This window comes from Neobacillus sp. NPDC093127 (genome assembly GCF_044754175.1).
Taxonomy (GTDB): domain Bacteria; phylum Bacillota; class Bacilli; order Bacillales; family Cytobacillaceae; genus Neobacillus.
Genome location: NZ_JBIVOP010000008.1, coordinates 90,640 through 104,887, shown reverse-complemented (window position 1 = coordinate 104,887; position 14,248 = coordinate 90,640). Strand labels below are relative to the sequence as shown.

Sequence of the window (14,248 nt, the reverse complement as noted above, 5' to 3'; positions counted from 1 at the left end):
AGCATTAGTTTGTATAGAGATCGAGGTGATGGCAGCTTGTTAAATGAGAAGCTGCATTTTTATATTGAAGGTCTAATAGCTGAGCGGAATCCATTGTTTACGGAAATGGAGAGCTATGCGAAAGAGCATCATGTCCCGATTATGGAGCTTGCTGGAATTGAAACAATGCTGCAATTATTGCGGATTCACCGTTCGAAAAAAATTCTTGAGGTTGGAACCGCGATTGGTTATTCGGCCTTAAGGATGGCGGGGGCCATGCAAGGTGCGCATATCGTTACTATTGAGCGCGACGAGGAGCGAATAAAGGTTGCTCATGAATTTATCCATCGATCAGGGATTGGTGAGCAAATTACCTTAATCGAAGGTGATGCGCTGGAGGTTGAAGACGAAGTTAGTAGATTTGCCCCATACGATGCGATATTTATTGATGCAGCAAAGGGCCAATATAAGAAGTTCTTTGAAATATATGCTAACTATCTTACCGAAGATGGAATGATTATTACTGACAATGTCTTGTTTAAAGGACTTGTTGCTGAATCAGAAATTGAATCTAAGAGAACGCGTAATCTCGTGAAGAAAATTGATGATTTTAACCGCTGGTTAATGAATCACCCGAATTATGATTCGGTGATTCTTCCTGTTGGGGACGGCGTCGCTATCAGCAAAAGAAGAGGTGAGAGGAAATGAAAAAAACAGAATTGCTTGTTACCCCATTAACCGTCGGCGATATCGTGCCATTAGCTGAGGCGGGAGCGGATGCGTTTGTTGTCGGTGAACAGCGATATGGATTACGGCTTGCCGGTGAGTTCAACCGTAAGGATGTCGAAAAGGCGATAGAACTTGCTCATTCCAAAGGGAAAAAAGTCTATATCGCGATGAATGCGATTTTTCACAATGAAAAAATTGAAGAACTCGGTGATTATATTCAATTTGCCGCAGCGGCTAAGGCGGATGCCATTATTTTCGGTGATCCTGCAGTGTTAATGACAGCGAAAGAAGTTGCTCCGGAAATGAAGCTTCACTGGAATACAGAGACAACCGGGACGAACTGGTTTACTTGCAACTATTGGGGCAAAAAAGGTGCGGGAAGAGCGGTCTTGGCACGTGAGATTAACATGGACGCGATTGTCGAAACGAAAGAAAACGCAGAAGTGGAAATCGAAGTATTAGTGCATGGTATGAGCTGCATGTTTCAATCAAAGCGCTCGCTCCTTGGCAACTATTATGAATACCAAGGAAAAGTTCTGGAGATTGAAAATCGCAAGATGGAAAAAAATATGTTCCTGCACGATAAAGAACGTGCTAATAAATATCCGATTTTTGAAGATGAAAATGGTACCCATATTATGAGTCCGAATGATATTTGTATCATTGACGAGCTTCAAGACATGTTAGAAGCTGGAGTAGACTCGTTTAAGATTGACGGGATATTAAAGAGCCCAGAGTATATCTTGGCTGTGACCAAACTATATCGTGATGCCATTGATTTATTTTTCGAGGACCCGGATGCTTATGATGATAAAAAGGACGAGCTTCTTGAGGCAATCGAAGAAATACAGCCTGCAAATCGTTCATTGGATACAGGATTCTATTTTAAAGAGACAGTTTATTAAAAGGGAGGGGTTCGTTCATGAATATTGTAAAAGATAAGATTTCTGAAATAATTGACGGGAAACGTGTCATTGTGAAGAAGCCGGAACTCCTTGCCCCAGCAGGCAATCTTGAAAAATTGAAAATTGCTGTTCAATACGGTGCAGATGCCGTATTTATTGGCGGCCAAGAATATGGGCTTCGTTCAAACGCCGATAACTTCACATTTGAAGAAATGAAAGAAGGCGTCGAGTTTGCCAAAAATTTTGGTGCAAAGATTTACGTAACGACAAATATTTTTGCTCATAACGAAAATATTGCCGGTTTAGAGGAATATATACTTGGCCTAAAGGAGACCGGAATTGCCGGGATTATTGTCGCCGATCCGCTCATTATTGAAACGTGCAAGCGGCTTGCCCCGGAGATTGAAATCCATATTAGTACACAGCAATCACTTTCCAACTGGAAAGCTGCCCAGTTTTGGAAAGAGGCAGGGGCAGAACGTGTTGTCTTAGCACGAGAAGTAAGTGCGGAAGAAATCAGAGAAATGAAGGAAAAGGTTGATGTTGAAATTGAAACCTTTATTCATGGAGCAATGTGCATTGCCTATTCAGGCCGCTGTACATTGAGCAATCATATGACAGCTCGGGATTCCAACCGTGGCGGCTGCTGCCAGTCATGCCGCTGGGATTATGATCTATATCAACTAGAAGGCGATAACGAAAATGCACTTTATGCAGAGGGTGACGCACCGTTTGCGATGAGCCCGAAGGATCTTAATCTCATTCAGGCGATTCCACAGATGATTGAATTGGGAATTGACAGTTTAAAAATCGAAGGCCGGATGAAATCGATTCATTATATTGCAACTGTTGTCAGCGTTTATCGCAAAGTGATTGACGCGTATTGTGCCGACCCTGAGAATTTTGTGATTCAGCGCGAATGGCTACAAGAGCTCGATAAATGTGCAAACCGTGAAACCGCTCCGGCGTTTTTTGAAGGCGTTCCAGGGTATAAAGAGCAAATGTTTGGTAATCATAGCAAGAAGACTAGTTTCGAATTTGTCGGTCTTGTCTTGGATTACAACGAGGAAACGCAAATGGTAACCTTGCAGCAGCGGAACCATTTTAAACCAGGGGAAGAAGTGGAATTCTTCGGACCAGAAATTCAAAACTTTACTCATGTAGTAGATAAAATATGGGATGAAAAAGGTAATGAGCTGGATGCAGCCAGACACCCGCTTCAGATTGTGCAATTTAAATTGGACAAACCGGTATACCCTAACAACATGATGCGAAAGGAGAACTAGCATGATGCCTAGACCAGTTGTTATCGGTGTCACCGGCGGCTCGGGCTCCGGAAAAACCAGTGTAACAAAAGCGATTTACGAAAGTTTGAAGGATCATTCTATTTTAGTATTGGAACAGGATTATTATTATAAGGATCAAAGCGATTTACCCTTTGAAGAACGTTTACAAACAAATTATGATCATCCGCTAGCGTTTGATAATGATTTACTAATCGAACATATTGAGAAGCTGTTGCGATATGAGGCAATTGAAAAACCGGTCTATGATTATTCGATTCATACCCGTTCTGAAAATGTTATTCCGGTTGAGCCCCAGGATGTTATTATTTTAGAGGGGATTTTAGTGCTTGAGGACGAGCGCCTCCGCGATTTAATGGACATTAAATTGTACGTTGATACCGATGCTGATTTACGAATTATTCGCCGCTTGACCCGTGATATTAAAGAACGCGGGCGGAGCTTTGATTCCGTTATCGATCAATATTTAAATGTGGTCCGGCCGATGCATAATCAATTTATCGAACCTACGAAGCGATATGCAGACGTAATTATTCCAGAAGGCGGGCAAAACCATGTTGCTATCGATATAATGGTCACAAAAATTCAAACAATTCTTGAACAAAAATCATTTTTGTGACACAATAGCAAAAGAAAAGGATTAAATATTTAGTTGCGCGCCCTTATATGAAAAGGACGCGCTGCTATATATTATGCGTAATCTGAATAATACCTACATACACTACATACACAATTCTAATGGGGATTTGTGAAGACTAGAAGGAGTGAGGATTTTGGCTGCTGAGAAAGTATTTCCAATGACACAAGCAGGAAAAGACAAGTTAAACCAGGAACTCGAGTATTTAAAATCAGTGAAGCGTAAAGAAGTGGTGGAAAGAATTAAAATCGCGCGAAGCTTTGGTGATTTATCAGAAAACTCCGAGTATGATTCCGCGAAAGAGGAGCAGGCTTTTGTTGAGGGCCGAATTACCACCCTGGAAAATATGATTCGCAATGCTAAGATTATTGCAGAAGGCGATATTACAGGCGATTCCGTTGCATTAGGCAGATCGGTAACCTTTGTTGAGCTTCCAGATGGTGATGAAGAAACGTATTCCATTGTCGGCAGTGCTGAGGCGGATCCTTTTGAAGGGAAAATCTCTAACGATTCACCAATTGCGAAAAGCTTGTTAGGCAAGAAGGTTGGCGATCAAGTTTCCGTTCAAACGCCAGGCGGCGAAATGAGCGTCCGCATCGTTAGCATTAAATAATTGAAATAATATTATTCATTTGAACATTGTTTGAAATGTACAAACCTCGTCAAAACTTTTGACGAGGTGTTTTTTATGTCGAGAAAACGGGCACTTGGATGGCTGTTCATTTGTATAGCTGGTTTGCTGTTGCTTTTAATTCGTTTAATGCAAATCCAATTAATTGAGACCGAAACTTTTTCAAAACATAATGTGAATTTACTTGAGGAAAGTGTCAAACAAAGAACCCAAGAACTGGTAATCGATAATGGCAGAGGGAACTTCCTAGATCGCAATGGGAATATGCTGACGCATAAAAAGGTATCCGTTCTTGTCCTATTTCCTTTTTTGAAAAAAACAGATTGGGACATTGAGAAGGTATCTGATATTTCCGGAATACCGGTTCATGTGCTGCGAACGGCAGTAGAAGCGGCAAAAAAGCCGTTTGCATTTGGCGATCCGGAACCGCGTGCGCTGACAGCATCACAAATGGAACGAATCAATGACTTGAAAATCCCTGGTGTGTTTGCCATCGAAAAAAAGTTTGAACGTTCCGATGTGCCTGCGGAGCAGTTACTTGGTTTGACAGGTGAAAATCCGCAAGAATTAAAGAAGCGTTACCCGAATAAAGAATTGTCGGAGAAAACGCTCTTGGGCGTCGCTGGGCTTGAAGAAAGCTTTGATGAATTCCTGCTTCCTGAAGGGAAATCAAAGCTTGTTTACCATGTAGATGGCGGCGGTGCGCCGCTGTTCGGCATCAATGTCAAGTATGTTGACCCGGCGAACCCATTTTATCCGGTAAACGTAAGGACAACAATTGATAAAAGCCTCCAGCAAAAAGCGGAGGATTTAGTGGATCAGTATCAGATTAAAAAAGGCGGTCTAGTTCTCCTTAATATTGAGGACAACAGTGTGCTAGCGATGGTGTCACGGCCAATGATGAATAAAAAGGACCCTTATAGCGGCGCAGGAATTACCAATCGGATGTTAAAACAGCAGATTATCGGTTCAGTGTTTAAAACCGTTGTTGCCGCAGCGGCCATCGATCATAATCTTGACGACCCTGCCCGGTTTTTTGACTGCAGTAAAAAAATCAATGGGAAGCCGGAACTAACATACAATTATGGAATGCTGGACTTTACCAATAGCTTTGCAAGGAGCTGTAATCGGACGTTTGGTGAGCTGGCAAGAGAGCTGCAAACAACAGACTCTCACATGTTAGAGGATTATGCGGCTAGATTGTCACTGACAGGCATTAACGGCTGGCAGGGGGATGTTTATCATACAAGCAATTTCAAGCAGCTTGCTGACGAAGATAAGGGCAGAGTGTTTTTGTCTGATGAAGACCGGAAAGATGCTAATTTTGTGGCGATGTCTGGAATTGGTCAGAATGAAGTACGCGCGACTCCTTTAGCCGTCGCCAATATGATGGCAACCATTTCCAGAGGCGGTAAAAAGGAAATGGTCAGGGCGGTATCGAAAATTGAATATAAGAACGGGACAACAATGGTTGATTTCCCCGAGCAAAACTTAAAAGGAGAAACGATTTCTCCTTATACGGCCATGAAGCTGCAGAAGCTATTGCGTGAAGTCGTGCTTAATCCCAATGGCACGGGGAGATGGTTTAAGGATTTGCCATACGAAGTGGCAGGGAAATCGGGTACTGCAGAAACGGGTAAATATGAAGCTGGCAAACAATTGCATAATAAATGGTTTGCCGGCTATTTTCCTTACCAGCATCCTAAATATGCGTTGGTGGCTGTTAATTTGGACGTGCTGGATTCGGAAGGTGGGGTTAATTTGTTGTTTGCCGATATGGTCAAGATGCTGTATGAAAATGATCATGGGAAGGGACAGTGAAAAAGGTTTTTCCTTCAAGTTCTCTGCAAATCATGTTAGAATATTGAGAGCCTTATTTTTAGGAGTGATTTAGTTGAGTAATGATTTTAATTCTAATTCGCGTTCTGGTTACCGTGCGAAAAGAAAAAAGACGAATATCGTATTAAATGGTTTAATTATCGTTGTGCTCCTGTTAATTATTTTTGTCGCATACAATATTTTTGCATCAGGGAATGACAAGGCAGTACCAAAGAAGGAAAGCCCAAAAACAGCGCAAAAGGATACGGAACATAAAGAGGTTAAGGATAAGAAAAAAGATGAAAACGTCAAAAAAGATGAGGACGTCAAAAAAGATGAGGACTCTAAAAAGGATGACAGCTCATCTGATGATACTGCGGCGGGCAACCAACCGGGTGAGGAAGCATCAACACCGGAAAAGCCGGATGATTCACAGGCTGTCGTATCTAATGGGGGCACAAGTTCCAATGTGCTTAAAACCATCGAAAATCCGAGCTGGAAGCCTGTTGGAACATCACAATCAGGCAATCATACCCCAGTTTATAGCGGAACAGATTGGGATGAGATGCTGAATGCTATTTCCTATGCAACCGGATTAGACCCAAGCAACATGACGGTTTTTTGGCTGGGCAGTGACAAATCAACAACCAACGCATCAATCGGAACCGTCCACTCCAAGGATAAAACACAAAAATATAAAGTTTATATAAAATGGGTCGACGGTCAAGGCTGGATGCCAACCAAAGTAGAAGAACTAGCAGAATTGCAAAAATAAAGGGACATGGGGACAGACCCCAGGTCCCTATTTCTTTTTAAAATGTACGACAGCCGTAAAGTAGGTTTGTCCGTTTTCGTTAACGTGCATTTGGTGGGAAACAGAATGTACCCCAAGCAAGATTGCTCTGTTCTCATCAATTTGTGCTTCAATCTTTTTCTGCAAGGTTTTAAGATTATTGGCTTCATAAAATTCCACTTTATCCTCAATTAAGTCAAATTGAAAATTCATCTAAAATCATCCTTTCCATAATTCCATTTTAGTTATTTCCTTCAATACTGGCAACGGGAATTGTTTAAAAGTTCTGGGCCAAGGTGCCTGTCCCCTAGTCCCGCGTTGGGAATTGAATAAATGTGTGAAGTGTGTTAACATGGTTTTTAATTAATTCATAGTATACTCATAGGATTTATGCGTTTATATTTGGAGGCTGATTTTATGGGCAGAGAATTTTTAGACATTTTTGAGCAATGGGCTGATTCGTACGATGATACGGTTATTGGTCATGATATAGAATATAAAGAAGTATTTTCAAAGTATGAGCAAATATTAGCTGCCGTGGCAGACCGTTCGGTTGGTCATGTTGTGGAATTTGGCGTAGGAACAGGCAATTTGACCCAAAAGCTGTTGGCAAAAGGGCTTAGAGTGACAGGAATTGAACCTTCTCCTCCAATGAGGAAGATTGCTGAAGCAAAGCTTGGCAATAAAGCAGTCCTTCTCGATGGCGATTTTCTTCAGTTTCCAAAGGTAAACAATATTGATACCTTTGTCTGCACGTATGCCTTCCACCATCTCACCGATGCCGAAAAAGCAAGCGCTATTACTTACTATGGCAGCCTGCTTTCAAAAGGTGGTAAAATAGTGTTTGCGGATACGATGTTTGAATCCGCGGAAGATTATCATCATACGATCGTAAAAGCAAAGCATCAAGGCTATCTTAACCTGGCAAAAGATTTGGAAACTGAATATTATACAACGATTCCGTTTTTAAATGATATCTTAGAAGAAAACAATTTTAGCGTTACCTTTAAACAATTCAACGATTTTGTCTGGTTATTGGAAGCTGTAAAACAGTAGAAAGAGGTCAAATTATGAAAATCGCCATCATCGGAGCAATGGAAGAAGAAGTGAAATTACTAAGAGACAATATTGACAATCAAACACAAGAAACAGTAGCAGGCTGCGAATTTACATTTGGAACCATGCATGGAGCAGATGTAATTCTCCTTCGTTCAGGGATTGGCAAAGTCAATGCCGCTATGTCGACGACGATTCTGCTTGAAAAATTTAAGCCAGATTGCATTATCAATACCGGTTCAGCAGGGGGATTCAATCCAAACCTTAATGTCGGGGATGCTGTTATTTCAACGGAGGTTCGCCATCATGACGTCGATGTAACGGCATTTGGCTATGAATATGGTCAAGTTCCACAGCTTCCTGCTGCCTTTATTGCTGATGAAAAATTAATGGCAGTTGCAGAAGCTGCGGCAGATGAATTAGAAAATTTCCAAATCGCAAAGGGCTTGATTGTTACTGGGGATTCTTTCATGGAGGATCCAGTCCGTGTCGAATTTGTCCGCTCCAAATTTACGGAGTTACAAGCGGTTGAAATGGAGGCTGCTGCCATCGCGCAAGTAGCTCATCGCTTCGGTGTTCCTTTCGTGATTATTCGTTCGCTTTCTGATATTGCGGGAAAAGAATCGGAACTTTCGTTTGATCAGTTTATTGATAAAGCAGCAACTAATTCTGCTACATTGGTTATGAAAATGGTGGCAGCCTTACGTTAGGTTAACAGGGGTGGAGAAATGAAGGTCTTTAAAAATGTTCATGAATTAATTGGCCACACACCAATCGTTGAAATTACTCAGTTTTCATTACCTCAAGGTGTACGAATTTTTGCTAAATTGGAGTTCATGAATCCAGGGGGAAGTGTCAAAGACAGGCTCGGAATTGAACTGTTACGTGAGGCCTTTTCGAGCGGGAAACTTCGTACGGGCGGGACGGTAATTGAGCCGACTGCCGGAAATACCGGGATTGGCTTGGCGCTTGCCGCCATCAATAAAGGAATAAAGGTTATTTTTTGCATACCGGAAAAATTCAGCATGGAAAAGCAGGAAATCATGAAAGCGCTTGGGGCGAAAATCGTTCATACACCAACCGAAAAGGGAATCAAAGGGGCGATTGCTAAAGCAGAGGAGCTGCTTAACGAAATTCCGAAATCCTATTGTCCACAGCAATTCGCCAACCCAGCTAACCCTGCGACCTATTATAAAACATTAGGACCGGAACTCTGGGATCAGCTCGATGGTGAGCTAGATGTTTTTGTTTCAGGAGCAGGTTCAGGTGGTACATTCATGGGAACTGCCCGTTTTTTGAAAGAACAACAGAAACAAATAAAAACGGTCATTGTCGAGCCAGAAGGTTCGATCTTAAATGGCGGCCAACCTGGCCCGCATAAAACAGAGGGAATTGGCATGGAGTTTTTGCCTCCGTTTATGGAGCCTGCTTATTTTGATGCGATTCACACTGTTACCGACGAGAATGCCTTTCACCTCGTTAAAGAGTTAGCGGCTAAAGAGGGGCTGCTTGTCGGCAGTTCTTCTGGAGCAGCGTTTTATGCGGCGATCAAAGAGGCTGAAATAGCCAAGGCTGGCACTAACATCGTCGTTATTTTTCCAGACGGCAGTGAACGATATTTAAGCAAAAAAATCTTTGAGGGGGGAATTTAGGATGAGAAGAAAAACGAAATTGATTCATGGCGGCATTAGTGAGGATCCAGCAACAGGAGCGGTTTCTTTTCCGATTTATCAAGTAAGTACGTATAAGCAGGAGGGTGTCGGCGGCCATAAGGGTTTCGAATATTCTCGTACCGGCAATCCGACGAGAAACGCACTGGAAGAACTGATCAAAGATCTTGAGGGCGGTGAAGCCGGATTTGCCTTTGGCTCCGGGATGGCTGCGATGACGGCCGTTATGATGCTATTTAACAGCGGTGATCACGTTATTTTGACAGATGATGTTTACGGCGGTTCATTTCGTGTCATGACAAAGGTTTTGAATCGCTTAGGAATTGACTCTACCTTTGTTGATACGACCGACTTAGAGAATATTAAAAATGAAATTAGACCAAATACGAAGGCAATTCATTTAGAAACACCAACAAACCCGTTATTAAAGATTACTGATATTAAGGCAGTCGCCAAGCTTGCGAAAGAGCATAATCTGCTGACAATCGTAGATAACACTTTTTCTACTCCATATTGGCAAAATCCAATTGAGCTTGGTGCTGATGTTGTCCTTCATAGTGCAACAAAATACCTTGGGGGCCACAGCGATGTTGTTGCGGGGTTAGCGGTTGTAAATAGCAAGGAACTGGCTGAAGACCTTCATTTTATTCAAAATTCCACTGGGGGTATCCTGGGACCGCAAGATTCATGGTTATTAATTCGTGGAATGCGGACACTGGGGATTCGCTTGGAAGAAATGGAATCCAATACAGCGGCGATTGTGGCATTCTTACAAGGCCATTCGGCAGTGAAAAAGGTTTTCTATCCAGGTCTGGAAACACATCCAAATCATGCGTTAGCTAAGCAGCAGACAAGAGGCTTCGGGGGCATGGTTTCGTTCGATGTCGGCAGTGCAGAAAATGCAGACCGATTGTTAAGTAAAGTGAAATATTTTACGTTAGCTGAAAGCCTCGGTGCAGTCGAAAGCTTGATTTCAGTTCCGGCAAGAATGACCCATGCCTCGATACCGGCAGAGCGGCGTGCTGAATTAGGCATCACAGACGGCTTAGTGCGGATCTCCGTTGGCCTTGAAGATATTGAAGATTTACTGGAGGATTTAACCCAGGCATTAGAATAGCATAAAAAGGGTGTCAGGCACCATGTGAAAAATTCACAATGTGCCTGACACCTTTTATGTTTTGGCTGTGTTAAAGAATAATGTTGATTTTGAACACAATGTTGATTGGAGTGGAAGGCGCGAGACTCCTGCGGGAGCAGCGGGACAGGTGAGACCCCGCAGGCGCTTTAGCGCCGAGGAGGCTCACCGACCGCCCCGCGGAAAGCGAAGCGCCTGGAACGGAAATCAACATTCACTTTTAACAAGCTTATGTTTTAAGGGCTTTTGAATTATTTTTTTAAAAAATGGTGGAAAAAGGTTTACAAAGTATGGATGTGTGGATATAATTACCCTTGTAAGTAAAAAATTCCAAAAGGAGGTCGAAGAAAATGATTTTGTTATCAATTGCATCTGGCACTGGCATGAAAACTGTATATTTGAATATCACGCATTCGACCAGATTGGAATGGATTGCTTAACTTAACGTTACAATACATATCCATGCCGCAGGGAGAATGACGCCTTGCGGTATTTTTGTGCCCAAAAATTGGCCGGCCGCAAGGGGACTCTTTTCTTCTTGCGGCCTTTTTGTGCCCTTTTTACAAGCAAAATGGATATGGCTTGCATAAATTGTAAATGTTGCTGAATCGGATTACTAAATTTTTAAGGAGGTGGGCAGGTATGACCCTAAATATATTCTTTTTCTCAATTACCATTAAAAAACGTCAAGCAAGACTTGTAGATGCCGTTCAAAATGAACTTGCTGAAAATCTTTATGAGCAAAACAAAGACCGTCAAATTTCCGTACATCATTTCATGTAATCGGAGCTTAATCGAAAGGAAGTGAATCAAAATGACTTTAAATATATTCTTTTTCTCGATCACCTTTAAAAAACGAGAAGTAAGCCTTCAAGAGGCAGCACAACAGGAAATGGTTGAAAAATTGTATGAAGAAAACAAAGACCGCCAAATTTCCATGCAGCATTTCATGTATTAATGCTTTAAATAAAGGAAGTGAAACAAAATGACTCTCAATATATTCTTTTTAACGATAACGATTAATAAACGTAAAATGAATATTCAAGAAGCTGCACACCAAGAAATGGTTGAAAAGCTTTATGAAAAAAACAAAGATCGTCAAGTCTCCATGTACCGTTTCATGTAAGGATTAAAAAATTGGCTAAAAAGAAAGGTGGTTTTTAATATGTTGTTTTTTCTATTGCAAGGTCGGGGTGCTAGCCTCTGGGATTCGAAGGATACCACCTAGCAAAGGAAGATTTAAATAGGAGGTAAAAAAACATGCCGCTGCATATTTTATTTTTATCGCTTATCTTTAAAGCAAAAACTAAAAAATAGGCTGTGTTAAAGAACATTGTTGATTTTGAGCACAATGTTGATTGGAGTGGAAGGTGCGAGACTCCTGCGGGAGCAGCGGGACAGGTGAGACCCCGCAGGCGCTTTAGCGCCGAGGAGGCTCACCGCCCGCCCCGCGGAAAGCGAAGCGCCTGGAACGGAAATCAACATTCACTTTTAACACAGCCAAAAAATAAAAATATTTGTTAACAAAATGTTCAATTTTCCCTAAGGTTGTTACTGTGAAAATATGATAAATTCAAATTAGAAGTAGCAGGAACAATCTAAGGGGTGGAGAATATGTTCATGGTTGCGATGGCTTTGATTATCACTGGGGCGATTGGCTGCGTAATAATTTCTGAAATAACAGTAGAATAAACAAAAATAAGAAAAGCATCGGCCATTTAACGGAGCCGATGCTTTTATGTTTTTATTATTTGCTTTTCGTTAATTCTAAGAATTCATCAATATCATCAAGGCAGATGTGAACAGCTTTTTCCCAGAAGTCTTTTTGGGTTAGATCCACTTGTAAGTGTTTCTCTGCCAGATTCTCTACTGTCATTGATGCCGTATCCCGCAACAAGGCCATGTACTTTTCTTCATAGCCTTTACCTTCCTCTAATGCCTTGGCATAAATACCAAGGGAGAAGAGATAGCCGAAGGTATATGGGAAGTTATAGAATGGAACACCGGTAATAAAGAAATGCAGCTTCGATGCCCAGAATAATGGATGGTACTCCTCTAAAGCATCACAGTAAGCTTCCTTTTGTGCCTCAAGCATCAATTCATTCAATTTTTCTACAGTCACAGTACCATGCTTTCTTTCCTCATAAAAACGTGTTTCAAACAAGAACCGGGCGTGAATATTCATTAAAAGGGCGACTGTTCTTTGGATTTTGTCATCTAATAGAACGAGTTTTTCTTCTTCATCCTTAGCATTTTTTACAGCAGCATCAGCGACAATCATTTCCGCAAAGGTCGAAGCGGTTTCGGCGACGTTCATCGCATAATTACAGTTAAGGAACGGAACATCTCTCATGGCAAAAGAATGAAACGCATGCCCCAGCTCATGTGCCAGTGTAGATACATTAGATGGTGTCCCGGAGTAGGTCATAAAGATACGGGATTGTTTACTCTCAGGTAAACCGGTACAGAACCCTCCTGGTGCCTTTCCAGGGCGATCCTCAGCTTCAATCCACTGATCTTCAAAGGCATTCTTCGCAAAAGCAGCCATCTTATCGCCGAAGTGAGCAAAGTTCTGTTCGATAAATTCGGCGCCTTCTTGATAAGACACCTTTGATTCTGTATTACCATATGGTGCATCTAAATCAAACCAGCTCATCTTTTCAAGACCCAAGAGCTTTGCTTTCCGCTCTAAATATTGAACGAGCTTCTGCTTATTTTCAGAAATGACAGCCCACATTGTTTCAAGGGTTTCCTTTTCCATCCGGTTAATGCTGAGCGCCTCCTTCAAGACGTCCTCCCAGCCTCTTTTTTTATAGACATTCAACCGGAATCCAGACAGATGGTTTAACGTTTTCGCTAGGAAATCTGTCTGTTCGCCCCAGGCCTTTTCCCAATTTTTAAAAACAGCAGAACGGACGCCGCGGTCAGAGCTGGAGAATTTGTTGGAGGCTTGACCGACAGAAAGTTGCTTTTCCTCACCATTTTCATTAAAAGAAACTTTGATTTTACTAACAATTAAATCATATAACTGTCCCCAGCTGTGATAGCCGTCCACTTCAAGGGCGCTGATTAAGGCTTCTTCCTCTTTAGACAGCTTTTCCTTCGCTTTTTCACGGCTTTCCGTTAACACGAAGGCGAACTCGTTTAAGGTTTGCCCGGCCACTAGCTGCTGCCAGACGACATCATCAATCGATGTCAGCAGATTATCTAATGATCCTAGTGCGGTTTGGAAAGAAGCACCTAAACTGGTTATTTTCGCATCAAGCGAATAGGCCTTTTTATCCTCGGTATTTTGCGCCAATAAACAGCCAACAAAGGCCCCGGCCTGAAACAGTTTTTTTGCGGAAACTTCTAAATCAGCTAGTAACTCTTGCAAGTAATTGGCGTCCTCAAGTGAATTAATGGGTGTCCAGTTGTTCACTTTTGCTTCAAAATTTTGCATCAGTTCTTCCGTTTGAATAAGGTGTTCCTGTAACTCAGGAGAATCGCTTCCCCCTTTAAAAAAAACGTCAAGATCCCAAACTTCTGAGTATGTAGTGGCTGTCATTCTTTGTACCCCCTTTTTTATGTACTATTTTATTATAATGGAAC

16 protein-coding genes are annotated in these 14,248 nt (G+C 41.9%); 14 read left to right on the top strand and 2 right to left on the bottom strand.

Features of this window, described 5'->3' with window-relative positions; genetic code table 11:
- Positions 1–36: 36 nt before the first annotated feature.
- The 7 genes from ACIQCO_RS13095 to ACIQCO_RS13065 all read left to right on the top strand — a co-directional run bounded on the left by ACIQCO_RS13095 (position 37) and on the right by ACIQCO_RS13065 (position 6,778).
- A complete protein-coding gene (locus ACIQCO_RS13095) occupies positions 37–687 on the top strand; it encodes an O-methyltransferase (protein WP_400429292.1) in 651 nt (216 codons plus the stop codon).
- Positions 684–1,613 carry a peptidase U32 family protein gene (locus tag ACIQCO_RS13090; protein ID WP_400429103.1) on the top strand — a complete coding sequence of 310 codons (930 nt, stop codon included), beginning with the start codon at positions 684–686 and terminating at the stop codon, positions 1,611–1,613. The genes ACIQCO_RS13095 and ACIQCO_RS13090 overlap by 4 nt, the downstream gene beginning before the upstream one ends.
- 17 nt (positions 1,614–1,630) lie before the next feature.
- Complete coding sequence (locus ACIQCO_RS13085) at positions 1,631–2,899, top strand: peptidase U32 family protein (protein ID WP_400429101.1); 1,269 nt, start codon at positions 1,631–1,633, stop codon at positions 2,897–2,899.
- Between the two features lies 1 nt (position 2,900).
- Positions 2,901–3,536 carry a uridine kinase gene (udk, locus tag ACIQCO_RS13080; RefSeq protein ID WP_400429099.1) on the top strand — a complete coding sequence of 212 codons (636 nt, stop codon included), beginning with the start codon at positions 2,901–2,903 and terminating at the stop codon, positions 3,534–3,536.
- 154 nt (positions 3,537–3,690) lie between these two features.
- Entirely contained in the window at positions 3,691–4,167 is a 477-nt protein-coding gene (gene greA / locus ACIQCO_RS13075) for a transcription elongation factor GreA (protein WP_400429097.1), read from the top strand.
- Between the two features lie 75 nt (positions 4,168–4,242).
- Positions 4,243–6,006 carry a peptidoglycan D,D-transpeptidase FtsI family protein gene (locus ACIQCO_RS13070; RefSeq protein ID WP_400429095.1) on the top strand — a complete coding sequence of 588 codons (1,764 nt, stop codon included), beginning with the start codon at positions 4,243–4,245 and terminating at the stop codon, positions 6,004–6,006.
- A gap of 73 nt (positions 6,007–6,079) precedes the next feature.
- Positions 6,080–6,778, top strand: a complete 699-nt coding sequence (locus ACIQCO_RS13065) for a YrrS family protein (RefSeq protein WP_400429094.1) — start codon at positions 6,080–6,082, stop codon at positions 6,776–6,778.
- Between the two features lie 27 nt (positions 6,779–6,805).
- On the opposite strand, the gene ACIQCO_RS13060 is transcribed toward ACIQCO_RS13065, so the two are convergent.
- Complete coding sequence (locus ACIQCO_RS13060) at positions 6,806–7,009, bottom strand: DUF2536 family protein (protein ID WP_400429092.1); 204 nt, start codon at positions 7,007–7,009, stop codon at positions 6,806–6,808.
- Positions 7,010–7,213: 204 nt separating this feature from the next.
- Here ACIQCO_RS13060 and ACIQCO_RS13055 point away from each other — a divergent pair, with 204 nt between their 5' ends.
- From ACIQCO_RS13055 to ACIQCO_RS13025, 7 genes are all read left to right on the top strand, one after another.
- Entirely contained in the window at positions 7,214–7,852 is a 639-nt protein-coding gene (locus ACIQCO_RS13055; protein WP_400429091.1) for a class I SAM-dependent DNA methyltransferase, read from the top strand.
- A gap of 14 nt (positions 7,853–7,866) precedes the next feature.
- The gene (gene mtnN, locus ACIQCO_RS13050) at positions 7,867–8,562 is read left to right on the top strand and encodes a 5'-methylthioadenosine/S-adenosylhomocysteine nucleosidase (RefSeq protein WP_400429089.1); all 696 of its coding nucleotides are present in this window, start codon (positions 7,867–7,869) and stop codon (positions 8,560–8,562) included.
- An 18-nt stretch (positions 8,563–8,580) separates the two neighbouring features.
- A complete protein-coding gene (locus ACIQCO_RS13045) occupies positions 8,581–9,504 on the top strand; it encodes a PLP-dependent cysteine synthase family protein (RefSeq protein ID WP_400429087.1) in 924 nt (307 codons plus the stop codon).
- A 1-nt stretch (position 9,505) separates the two neighbouring features.
- Positions 9,506–10,639, top strand: coding sequence for a bifunctional cystathionine gamma-lyase/homocysteine desulfhydrase (locus ACIQCO_RS13040; RefSeq protein WP_400429085.1), 1,134 nt, complete (start codon positions 9,506–9,508; stop codon positions 10,637–10,639).
- Positions 10,640–11,299: 660 nt separating this feature from the next.
- Positions 11,300–11,440, top strand: a complete 141-nt coding sequence (locus ACIQCO_RS13035) for a YrzI family small protein (protein WP_400429084.1) — start codon at positions 11,300–11,302, stop codon at positions 11,438–11,440.
- 31 nt (positions 11,441–11,471) lie between these two features.
- Complete coding sequence (locus ACIQCO_RS13030; RefSeq protein ID WP_400429082.1) at positions 11,472–11,615, top strand: YrzI family small protein; 144 nt, start codon at positions 11,472–11,474, stop codon at positions 11,613–11,615.
- Between the two features lie 27 nt (positions 11,616–11,642).
- The gene (locus ACIQCO_RS13025) at positions 11,643–11,783 is read left to right on the top strand and encodes a YrzI family small protein (protein ID WP_400429080.1); all 141 of its coding nucleotides are present in this window, start codon (positions 11,643–11,645) and stop codon (positions 11,781–11,783) included.
- Positions 11,784–12,404: 621 nt separating this feature from the next.
- Here ACIQCO_RS13025 and ACIQCO_RS13020 read toward each other — a convergent pair.
- Positions 12,405–14,204 carry a M3 family oligoendopeptidase gene (locus ACIQCO_RS13020; RefSeq protein WP_400429078.1) on the bottom strand — a complete coding sequence of 600 codons (1,800 nt, stop codon included), beginning with the start codon at positions 14,202–14,204 and terminating at the stop codon, positions 12,405–12,407.
- Positions 14,205–14,248 lie beyond the last annotated feature (44 nt).

Bases quoted from the DNA above. Each gene is read 5' to 3' on its own strand.
- ACIQCO_RS13090 (WP_400429103.1), top strand. From the start codon at position 684: ATGAAAAAAACAGAATTGCTTGTTACCCCATTAACCGTCGGCGATATC.
- ACIQCO_RS13085 (WP_400429101.1), top strand. From the start codon at position 1,631: ATGAATATTGTAAAAGATAAGATTTCTGAAATAATTGACGGGAAACGT.
- udk (WP_400429099.1), top strand. From the start codon at position 2,901: ATGATGCCTAGACCAGTTGTTATCGGTGTCACCGGCGGCTCGGGCTCC.
- ACIQCO_RS13070 (WP_400429095.1), top strand. From the start codon at position 4,243: ATGTCGAGAAAACGGGCACTTGGATGGCTGTTCATTTGTATAGCTGGT.
- ACIQCO_RS13060 (WP_400429092.1), bottom strand. From the start codon at position 7,009: ATGAATTTTCAATTTGACTTAATTGAGGATAAAGTGGAATTTTATGAA.
- ACIQCO_RS13055 (WP_400429091.1), top strand. From the start codon at position 7,214: ATGGGCAGAGAATTTTTAGACATTTTTGAGCAATGGGCTGATTCGTAC.
- mtnN (WP_400429089.1), top strand. From the start codon at position 7,867: ATGAAAATCGCCATCATCGGAGCAATGGAAGAAGAAGTGAAATTACTA.
- ACIQCO_RS13045 (WP_400429087.1), top strand. From the start codon at position 8,581: ATGAAGGTCTTTAAAAATGTTCATGAATTAATTGGCCACACACCAATC.
- ACIQCO_RS13040 (WP_400429085.1), top strand. From the start codon at position 9,506: ATGAGAAGAAAAACGAAATTGATTCATGGCGGCATTAGTGAGGATCCA.
- ACIQCO_RS13035 (WP_400429084.1), top strand. From the start codon at position 11,300: ATGACCCTAAATATATTCTTTTTCTCAATTACCATTAAAAAACGTCAA.
- ACIQCO_RS13030 (WP_400429082.1), top strand. From the start codon at position 11,472: ATGACTTTAAATATATTCTTTTTCTCGATCACCTTTAAAAAACGAGAA.
- ACIQCO_RS13025 (WP_400429080.1), top strand. From the start codon at position 11,643: ATGACTCTCAATATATTCTTTTTAACGATAACGATTAATAAACGTAAA.
- ACIQCO_RS13020 (WP_400429078.1), bottom strand. From the start codon at position 14,204: ATGACAGCCACTACATACTCAGAAGTTTGGGATCTTGACGTTTTTTTT.